Here is a 9,803-nt window from a genome sequence, read left to right as displayed (position 1 = left end):
TAGGCATAACTGCAATATGGGGGCATGACCCTTCGCCTTTACTAGCACGGTCTAATAACTTAGCAAAATGTGTTTTAGCATCAAAGGCTGTAATTGCGTTTTTCATATAATTAACTAGTTAATTATAACATATTTTAAATTCAAATGTCAAAAACTTTAGGCTCTGCGTGCGGAAAATTAAATTATTGATATTTTTAGATATTACAGCCTAATGCCGACAACCGCTACCGTGAATATGTGGAGGATGGAGTTTGATATGCTTTAGCATCTTTTTAAGGAGTGTATCACGCTTAAGTTTTGATACATAATCTAGGAAAGTTTTGCCGTTTAAATAATCTATTTCATGCTGAATTACAGTTGCTAAAAAGCCTTCTGCTTCTAGCTCTTGCTTATTACCGTTATAATCAAGATATTTTACCTTGATTGCTTTTGATCGTGTAATAGATGCTTCAATGCCTGGAAATGATAAAGAACCTTCAATAAAAGTTTGTTTTTCTTCCGAAAAATAAGTTATTTCCGGATTAATAAAAACTATAGGCGATGATTTATTATTTTCATGTAGGTCAACTACTGCTATACGTTTTAATATTCCTACCATATTAGCACCGAGGCCCACTGCCCTTTCTATATTTAAAGTCTGAAGCATTTTATCGACAATAGTACGAATATTATCATCAATAATGTCTATATATTCTGCTTGTTTTTTAAAAATATCGTTTGGTGCATAAACTATTTGATAGTAATGTTTCTCTTGATTCATTAATATACTCCGGATAAATGAAGAGTTATTTTTGCATTGTTAAATAAAGATAGATATCGTCATTGCGAGGAAAAGCTGCAAGTTTTGACTAAGCAATCTCGTGCCAAAGTCCTGAGATTGCCATGCTCCTTTTAGTCGCTCGCAATGACGTAGCCTTATTTAACAATACTGTTATTTAATGACTATAGCTGATAATATATTCTGATTATAAGGTTCTTGCAAATGATATGAGCGTCTTTTACTTGGGTATTTTAACGGATTTGTATAAGTATCTTCAGTAATATTTTTTATATCTTTAACGCCTGATTCTTTAAGTTTTAACTCTACAAAAGCAGGTAAATCAAACATATAATGATTTTCTTTTATTGAGTTTATAAAAAACTGTTTATTGTTAATATCCTTACTTAAGAAAGCTTTATAATATTCATCATCAACTTCATATGAACTTTGAGCTATAGCAGGACCTATCACTGCTATTAAATTCTTTGCTCCTTTTTCTGTCATTTTAGTAACTATATTACTAATAATATTATTTATACTTCCTTTCCAACCTGCATGTGCCGCTCCGATTATTTTACCATCGCCGCTTGCAAGTAATACCGGTACACAATCTGCCGATTGTACCGCTAATACTAAATTTTTCTTAGTTGTAATGCCTCCATCTGCTTCAGGTACTGCTATTATGGACTCATCAGCATTAATAATTTGATTGCTATGTACTTGGTTTAAAATTAAAATATCTTGTGCTTTAAAATAAGTAGTAATAGATTTTTTGTTTTCAACTATTTCTGTTTCATTTATAGAGTTATTTTTTTTTATATATCTATGACTAGAATTATTGAATGTTTTATCAAAAATTTTATAATAAACTGATTCGTTTATTAATCCTTCCATGAAAATACCCCATATTAATTATAATAGTTTTATTAATACTTTATCCAATCGTTTACAAAAAAATAAACAACTGGAAAAAATAATAGCACAATTTCACCAAGACTATAACCTAATTCCTATTATCGGCGTAGAACTAGAGTTTTATTTAAGTCGCAATATTGATATAGCTAAATTTGAAATACTTTCAAGAAAATACTTAACTAGATTTAAAATTTCTAAAATAAAAAAAGAAAAAGGCAATAACCAATTTGAAATAGATCTCCCTCCTTCTACAAACCTAATACAATATATAAAAAATATATTAGAGGTTAAAACTATTTTAAAAAAAATGGCACAGCAGTTAAACGGTTATATAGATTTTTCTCCTAAGCCGTTTTTGGATGATTATGGTAATAGTATGCATTTTCATATTAATTTTAATTCCGAGTTCAACGATTATTATATAATTTTAGCAGCGCAAGGGTTATGTCACTATATGTTAGACACCCTGCTTGCTTTTATGCCGACTACTCTAGATTATTCACGGATAAATAAAAAATTTATGGCTCCTACGCATATATCATACGGTGGAAATAATAGAAGCGTAGCCGTACGAACTCCAAATTCTTTTCCAAAACGTTTAGAACATCGCTTATCTTCTCCCGAAACCGATCCATATATAGCAATTTTTACTATTTTAAAGTCAATATTGTTGGCTTTAAAATCTCCAAGTTCGCTCCAAAAAATAGAAAAGATTTACGGGAACGCTTTCGATCCACAATATAATTTAACTCCATTACCGACATCATCTCAGGAGAGCTTTATGTTATTTAAATCGGACTTTTTTAAATAAATTGTATTTTGTTCATAAAACCTAAAAACTAAAAAATAATTGTTTTTTACAACTAAAATAAAGATTGATATAAAGTTTTAAATACAAAACTACCGAAATTGTTTCAATTAATTATTTTATTTTTGTAAAACTAAATACTTATGAAGCACTTTAAGTCGCACTTCACTCTATATTTTCATAATTTTTCATTAGATAATTAAATTCCGCACCATAGATAAATATCATATTTATAATATAGAAGAATATTAATGTAACTATTATACTACCAAGGGAACCATACATTAGATTTAGTTGATTATAATAGACTATATATGTTGAAAGCAAATAGCCGCTTATTACCCATAATATTACAGTTAATAAAGCCCCTGGAAATACATCAATAAAATTTAGTTTTACATTAGGTAATATATAATACAAAGATGAGGCACCTAAAAATAATAAAATTAAAATTAAAGAATATCTTATAAAATTTAAAACGATCTTATATTTTTCAATAGTCTCTAATATTATCGGAATTTTTGTAAATAATATTGGAATTACCACTAAAAGAAACATAGTAAAGGTAATCAAGGCACTAATTATAAGAAACTGTATAATACTAAGTAATCTTCTTCTTATATAAGGGGGGGGAGATTTTATTTGATATACACGATTTAAAATAGTCCTTAAACATTCTACAAAAGAAGAAGCAGTCCAAATACTGCCTACTATGGCAAGATTCATTAAACTTTGAGGAGGAGAACTTAGTAATTCTCGTATTCTCTTTTCTATTGATTCCGTTGCTTGTTCCGGAAGACTCTCTAGAAAAATTTGTATAAAATTTTGACCAAGTTCTGAAGCTCCTAAAAAGCTTGTTAAAGCTAATAAGAATACTAGGAAAGGGAAAATAGATAAAAGTATCATGAATGACATATATCCCGAATGTTCAACGCCATCATCTTCTATTGTTCTAAATAAGGCTACGTAAAGACAATTAAAAATTTTTCTCATTATAAGCTTTAGTTGTTATTATTAATTTATATTTAACCTTAAATAAGTTCGCTGTAAATAATTAATTTATAATTTAAATGAAACTATATTTTATCTTTGATTTGAAATATTGATATAGAAATGAAATTTTCCCTTGCATTAGTTTTATATTTTTCTATAATACACCAAAATTTTATTTTTTTATAAATTGTAATTTATACCTCAGTAAATAAGTTTTTAAAACATAAGATATTCATATTTTATCTTTAAAATAATTTTAAAGCTCTTATGATATTTTTATTTGATAAGAAATAATATTGCACGATTCTTTAATAATTATTTAACAAATGATTACAAAAAACTTAAAAAATGTTATTTTATAGTTGCTTATAATATTAATTTATGGTATTATTTCTACTTACAATTGGATAAGTTTAATGGTATAAAATTATTAATAACCACATGTTTTATAATAATATAGGATAATATCATTTTTGTTCAAAGAAAATTTTTAAATATAGACATAATTAGTAACCAAGGAGAAGATAATGGGTAGAAAAAACGATATTATACAAAAAATCGATAGTTTTATCGGTAAGAAAATTTATTCTTTAAGATTAGCTAAGGGGTTGTCTCGTCAACAACTTGCTGAAGTAATTGATGTTACTCATCAACAATTACAAAAATACGAAAAAGCGATTAATAGAATTTCTGTAGGAAGGCTAGTGCTAATCGCAGAAGCTTTAGATAGGAATATTGATTATTTCTTTGAAGGTTTAGAAGAAGCTAATAAACCGCAGCCTATACATACTCAACATCAACGTATGTGCATTGAAGTTTCAAGAAATTTTATGAAAATTAATAGCACGGAAGAACAACAAGCTGTTAATAATCTAGTAAAATGTTTAGCCGGAAAAGATAAGCTAAAAACTAACGCATAAAGGCACGCTGATCTCCTGATTATGTTTTGATATCATTTATGTCATTCCCGCGGAAGCGGGAATCCGAAAATAACTTTAATATAGATACAGAATTTACATATTTGATAACATAAACATATAAAAACTTAGTTTTTATATGTTTTACTAGATTCCCGCTTTTAGCTAGGAATGACATTGCTTGCCTTTATAACATACAGCATACAAATCTTGATTAGCGTGGCGGAAAGGAAGACTCTCTTTTAATAGGTGTTGATTTATTTAAATTTTCCGACTGAATAATGCTATCTCTTGCATTCATTAATGCTCCCATAATTTTTATATTATCTTTGATATTAACTTTATCTCTTCCTACTACCATTTTAGCTTTTTCAATATCCGGCTCATCTTTACTTATAGGTTTTAATTCAGACTGTCCTGATACTACCCTTACATCTTCCGTTTTAACATTAGGGTTTTCAATTGCTTCTGCTCGTTTTTGCGCTTGTTCTTGTAATAACTTATCTATAGTTTGTAAACGTATCTCTTTAGATAAAGTTTTACCATCAATTAAATTAGCTTTAATAAAACTTTGCTGTTCTTCAGTAGAAGATTTAGTACCAAATTCCTTTACCAACTCATCTACTTTTTTTGTTGATTCAGCTTTTTTTTCTTCAAGAGTTTTAAGATTACCATCCGGAGAGAGCATAGCACGAAAATGATTGACTTTCTCAATTGCAAGCTTAGAGATATCATTTAATATACTGGAAGTTTTTTTCACAACTTCTTCTGAGACTTCACGTTTTTCAGGATGAGCATCTAAAACAGGCTTAATAACATTTTTTAATGCATCCGCTACATCTTGGGCTTTGTTATATATATCATCACGAGGCTTAGGTTCTTCTAAATTCTGTCCTTTTAACCCTTCAGTTAAATCTTGAGTTTCTCTATCTAAAGCTGCCTCACTCGCTGCATCTTTAAGAGCTTGTTTATCTTCCGGTATAGCAGTACTCTTATCAATCCCTCTAGAAACAGCTTTAGTCATTTCAGAAGTTATTTCAGGATTTGCTTTGCCTTCATAAATACCCTCTACTAACCCTTTAGTCATGAACTTTTTATCTTCCAAATCTGTTATACTTTCGGCTACCCCTTTTTCTACGGATTCTATAGCAGAAATTTTTGCTGTAGGTGCCATAGTTTTATGACTAACTATAGCTTCTCCCATACCTTTAACAATGTCTGCTTTATCTTGACCGTTCAAAGGACTCTCAGCAACTACCTTAGTAATACTTTCGAGCGTTTCGCCTTTTATTTCTGCTTTAATCGGACTATCTAAAACCTTTGTAGTAACATTTTGTATTGCCTCAGTTTTAGCGATAGTATTAAATGCAGGGTTAGCTAAAATACCTTGTACCTCTGTTATTTGAGCATTTTTAGTTTGTTCTGCTGTAATCTTATCTAAATTCTGCTGCATCAATTGTTGTTGTTCCGGACTGAGAATTTGGGCTTCTACACCTTGCTTTAATACAGAACCTAATAATTTTTGTTTTGCCGCATTGCTTAATTCAGAGGCATTAACCTTATCACCTACTGCTATAAGCATTGTACCTTTATCTTCAGTAGAAAGGTTACTTTTTATTACAGCATGCGTAATACCGTCAATTGCCGTAGCTCTACTTGCATCATCTTTAAGACTTAAACCGACATCTACTGCCTTTTCTAACATCTGCTGTTTTTGCTTCGGTTCAAGATTCTCTGAATTTAAAGCTATAGCTACTGTAGCTTCAAGCATTTTTGATTTTTCTAGGTCTGAAGTATTCTGATCATTTTTTATGGTTTCTAATACCGAATTTACTCCAGCTACTTTTGTATCCGGTGTGAGGTCGTGATTATTGACCGTATTTTCAGTTAAAGCAATGATATTAGCCTGCTTTTCAGCAATATCACTTTTCTCATTATTAAGAATTGCCGTGGCTGCTTCGTTAATTAAATCAATTTGTTTATTACCATCTTTTTCTTTTGTTAAACCTGCATTTACATAATTTAATAAATCTTGCATACTGGTTGATAAAGCCGTAGCTGCATTAAGGAGGTTTGGATTCACTTGTTGCGGCTGTGGCATTTGTGAAGTCTCAGGTTGCAGTGGTTGGTTAGCAGGAGTAATTGGCGGTACTTGTGTAGTAGTGGGCGTTTCAATAGATGATTTTAATTCTTGATTCGGAGTTATTATTGGTTGCGGTGTTTCCTGAGATCGACCTTGTACCTTTGTTAAATCTTCAGCTATAGTTTGTGATAAATCAACGCTCTGCCCTTGGTTTAGTTCTACCTCTCTCATCATTTCTTTATATTTACCGCGTGTTACCGCAAGTGTATAAATTTCTCCGCCATGCTCAATATAAGCTACCGCATCCGGTCCGTCTCCGGCAAATTTTAAAGGTTTCGGTGAGCTTATTTCTTTAAGTTGAGGTTTACCGTTTGGTCCTTCTTCGTAGTGAGCAGTGAAATATACTGCTTTATCTTTAGAGGGTTTTGTGCCATCAGCTTTTAATGCTACCATCGATAAGTGCATTGACCCATCGGCTTTATCAAGTTTTATAGGAAAATCTATTTCTCTATATGAACTAATTTGAACTTGAGTACCGTCTTGTTTAGCTACAGTAAAAGGCTTAGTTTTAACAGTTTCTTCATTTAAGGTACAGAGTTCATCGCCTGCATCATTTCTAACTACCGTGGCTCTAAGATCGCTTGCACTTATTTGGTTTTCCCACTGTACCGGCTTAAATCCACCCTGATATCCATTAGCGGCACTATATGTTGAGTGAACATTTTTATAACCGGCTATTTCTACTGCTTCTAGCTTCTTTTTCGTATCTGAATCTTCAAAAGCATTATTAATTAATCCTTGATTATCTTGGTTACTCAAAAAAGCACGGAATTTTCTATCTTCTTCTTCTTTTGCTATTTGTTCAGCTAATTCCGGATTTGCATTGGCAAAATATTCTCTTAATATATCACGCTGCTTCTCTAGAATTTCTTTTCTGATAGCCTCGGTTATTGGGTCTGATGTCTGACCGTCAGAGGAAATACTGCCCGATAAGCCGCTGATTGAAGGAGTAGATTGAGTAGAAGATGCAGGAGTAAAGCTAAAACCATCATCAGCTGTATCTAGTGTAGGTTGAGAAAAAAATTCTTGTCCTTGTTTCATTTGTTGCTGTTTTTCTTCTTCTGTAAATTCTCTATTTAAAGGATCAAACGCACTTGTATCGGGTTTACCGTCTTTATTTGCAGTACTACTAATGGGTTGAGCAGGAATAGCTTGCTCTTGTTTTTTTTCTTCGGTGCCTGACTCATATCCACTTTCATATCCAGGATTATCACTATCTTTACTCATAAAACCTCCAATTTAACCAAAAATTAATTAGCACAAACTGTAAGTAATGCGTAGTCAAGCCTATGTTGTTACGTTGATCTTTGCCCTTTATGTCATTCCCGCGAAAGCGAGAATCCAGACACTAAAAGATCTTAACACATTAGATTTTAAAATTAAAAGCTCGATTTATCTTGCTTTATGATGGATTTCTGCTTTCGCAGGAATGACATAAATAGCAGTTTGTGTTATACTGTCAAAGATAGTATATAGAGATTTTAGTAATATCAAGAAAAAACTGATATTATTATTGAGAAAATTTAATAGAATTTTTATATTCTTTATTGAGTTCTTTAGTTGCCCAAAGCCAAGTTAAGCAAGTAATTATAAATATAATCATTAAACAGATGGAAATAGATTGATAACTAGCGGAAGGTAATATTATAAATACTAATGATTGTAAAAATGCACTACCGGATTTACCGAGTTTTGTACCTATCACGTCGGCAGCAGCTTTACCTTTTATTTTTATTTCCGGATCTAAAGGAACATAAGCCATTTCTTTTGTTGAATCAAATAAGGTATATTTACTTGATTTACTAAGCACATTTTGAATAGCACCTATTGTTATAGCAATTAAAGCCGGATCGGTTAGAATAAAATTTGCTATTATTAAGCCGGCAAATCCTTCAAAGTTATTAACAGCAAAAAATAATATACCGGTAATAAACACTATTAAAGGTGTGATAACAGCCGCCGTAAACCAGCCAAGTCTTCTAACTATATTTGAACCAAGTACGACAAATAAAATAGTAAATACTCCGGTGTAGCTCAAATAACTTCCTATAAAAGCTGCATATTCGGTTGGAGTTTTATAAATTTTAGTAGCTGCTGCTTTCCAAGGACCTTCTACTAAATTAATGGCAATGCCATAGCAGATAAGTAAAGTTGCAATTAATCTAATATGTCTTGACGATAGAATCATCTGAAAACTTTCGGCAATAGTCATAGATTTTTTCTTTGCTTTAAATTTGAGTAACGCCATATGCTCTTTATCTAGTACTTTATGATTAAGCAGCCAAAAAGTTTTAATAGCTATTATGCCTAAAATTAGTACTATAGTTAGAATAATTTGTATAGAAAGTGTATGAAAAGACGATTGCAATGCAAATTTATTAGTTACGTAATCATTAATATTACTTAGATTCTCTAAAAACTGCCCTGCTAAATAAATACCTGTTTGACTAAGTAGACCGAATAACGGATAAAATCTTTTAGATTCTTCCACTATAGTAATGTTATTAACAAACTGCCAAAAAAGTAATGCAAAAACTACGTTTGGCCATAATTCAGCAATTATATAAAATAGCGAAAAACTCCATTTTGATAAAAGCAATATAAACCATTTTAAATTAGGTAAATTTGCAGTTAAATTTTGAACGGTTACAGAGCTTAAATGCAGTATTTCATGATTTGGAAAAATAACATAAGCAAATAGTGCAAAGAATGCCAAAAAAATTGATATAATAAGATAAAATATATTCTCTGCTTTCATCCTATTAACGAGTTTTACATAGATAGCAGTCATTAAGAAAGCCGACGGCATCACTCCCCAAAACTTCAAAAATGAGATAGTCTCGGCACCTATCATAGTAGTAACAATACTATCTTTTAAAGCTCTGATTAGATTTTGGATAAATAAAATACAGAACATTAATAAGGTGATGAATAAAAATTTAGAAACTTCGTGGCGTTTTATAGGCCAGATATAATCGGTAAGTTTGGAAAAACGGCTATTGATTTTAGAGGGAGGATTTTCTATATTACTGGAGTTAATCGTCATTATTTGGTCTAACCTATATCTTGCTATTGGCTAGAATTACATATTAAAGATTTTCTAAACTTAAGTCAAGGATATACTCGTTTAATTTGAGGTATTAACTAAAAAGAGTTGATATCGTCATTGCGAGCGAACTTTAGTTCATGTGGCAATCCAGAAAAATTAATAAAAAATGCTAAAATTAGCATTTTTTTACTGGATTGCTTCGTCAATTACTTCGTAAT

The 9,803-nt window shown here is 30.9% G+C and carries 8 protein-coding genes; 2 read left to right on the top strand and 6 right to left on the bottom strand.

Annotated features, from left to right (window positions below; translation table 11 throughout):
- Window positions 1–208: 208 nt before the first annotated feature.
- Window positions 209–760: a peptide deformylase gene (gene def, locus KYQ89_RS04565; protein ID WP_218460605.1), complete on the bottom strand. Its 552-nt coding sequence runs from the start codon at window positions 758–760 to the stop codon at window positions 209–211.
- Window positions 761–931: 171 nt separating this feature from the next.
- A complete protein-coding gene (pgeF, locus tag KYQ89_RS04560; protein WP_218460604.1) occupies window positions 932–1,654 on the bottom strand; it encodes a peptidoglycan editing factor PgeF in 723 nt (240 codons plus the stop codon).
- On the opposite strand from pgeF, the gene KYQ89_RS04555 reads away from it, so the two are divergent.
- The gene (locus tag KYQ89_RS04555) at window positions 1,653–2,486 is read left to right on the top strand and encodes a glutamine synthetase family protein (RefSeq protein ID WP_218460603.1); all 834 of its coding nucleotides are present in this window, start codon (window positions 1,653–1,655) and stop codon (window positions 2,484–2,486) included. The two genes, pgeF and KYQ89_RS04555, sit on opposite strands and share 2 nt — an antisense overlap.
- A 162-nt stretch (window positions 2,487–2,648) precedes the next feature.
- Here the strand turns inward: KYQ89_RS04555 and KYQ89_RS04550 are convergent, their stop codons facing one another.
- Window positions 2,649–3,476, bottom strand: a complete 828-nt coding sequence (locus KYQ89_RS04550; protein WP_218460602.1) for a YihY/virulence factor BrkB family protein — start codon at window positions 3,474–3,476, stop codon at window positions 2,649–2,651.
- A 527-nt stretch (window positions 3,477–4,003) separates the two neighbouring features.
- Between KYQ89_RS04550 and KYQ89_RS04545 the strand changes: the two genes are divergently transcribed.
- The gene (locus KYQ89_RS04545; RefSeq protein ID WP_218460601.1) at window positions 4,004–4,396 is read left to right on the top strand and encodes a helix-turn-helix domain-containing protein; all 393 of its coding nucleotides are present in this window, start codon (window positions 4,004–4,006) and stop codon (window positions 4,394–4,396) included.
- Window positions 4,397–4,415: 19 nt separating this feature from the next.
- Here the strand turns inward: KYQ89_RS04545 and KYQ89_RS04540 are convergent, their stop codons facing one another.
- The 3 genes from KYQ89_RS04540 to tlc4 all read right to left on the bottom strand — a co-directional run bounded on the left by KYQ89_RS04540 (window position 4,416) and on the right by tlc4 (window position 9,582).
- Window positions 4,416–4,571: a hypothetical protein gene (locus KYQ89_RS04540; protein ID WP_218460600.1), complete on the bottom strand. Its 156-nt coding sequence runs from the start codon at window positions 4,569–4,571 to the stop codon at window positions 4,416–4,418.
- A 36-nt stretch (window positions 4,572–4,607) separates the two neighbouring features.
- Window positions 4,608–7,763 (bottom strand): Sca4 family spreading effector, encoded by a 3,156-nt coding sequence (locus tag KYQ89_RS04535; protein ID WP_256621337.1) that lies wholly within the window; start codon window positions 7,761–7,763, stop codon window positions 4,608–4,610.
- 283 nt (window positions 7,764–8,046) lie between these two features.
- Window positions 8,047–9,582: an NTP/NDP exchange transporter Tlc4 gene (gene tlc4 / locus KYQ89_RS04530; RefSeq protein WP_218460599.1), complete on the bottom strand. Its 1,536-nt coding sequence runs from the start codon at window positions 9,580–9,582 to the stop codon at window positions 8,047–8,049.
- Window positions 9,583–9,803 lie beyond the last annotated feature (221 nt).

Source organism: Rickettsia sp. TH2014, assembly GCF_019249195.1.
Taxonomy (GTDB): Bacteria; Pseudomonadota; Alphaproteobacteria; order Rickettsiales; family Rickettsiaceae; genus Rickettsia; species Rickettsia felis.
This window is presented reverse-complemented; position numbering and strand designations above follow the sequence as displayed.

What these genes read in the sequence shown, in the direction of transcription:
- def (WP_218460605.1), bottom strand. Translation starts at nt 760, where the DNA reads ATGAATCAAGAGAAACATTACTATCAAATAGTTTATGCACCAAACGAT.
- KYQ89_RS04550 (WP_218460602.1), bottom strand. Translation starts at nt 3,476, where the DNA reads ATGAGAAAAATTTTTAATTGTCTTTACGTAGCCTTATTTAGAACAATA.
- KYQ89_RS04535 (WP_256621337.1), bottom strand. Translation starts at nt 7,763, where the DNA reads ATGAGTAAAGATAGTGATAATCCTGGATATGAAAGTGGATATGAGTCA.
- tlc4 (WP_218460599.1), bottom strand. Translation starts at nt 9,582, where the DNA reads ATGACGATTAACTCCAGTAATATAGAAAATCCTCCCTCTAAAATCAAT.
- KYQ89_RS04555 (WP_218460603.1), top strand. Translation starts at nt 1,653, where the DNA reads ATGAAAATACCCCATATTAATTATAATAGTTTTATTAATACTTTATCC.
- pgeF (WP_218460604.1), bottom strand. Translation starts at nt 1,654, where the DNA reads ATGGAAGGATTAATAAACGAATCAGTTTATTATAAAATTTTTGATAAA.
- KYQ89_RS04540 (WP_218460600.1), bottom strand. Translation starts at nt 4,571, where the DNA reads ATGTCATTCCTAGCTAAAAGCGGGAATCTAGTAAAACATATAAAAACT.
- KYQ89_RS04545 (WP_218460601.1), top strand. Translation starts at nt 4,004, where the DNA reads ATGGGTAGAAAAAACGATATTATACAAAAAATCGATAGTTTTATCGGT.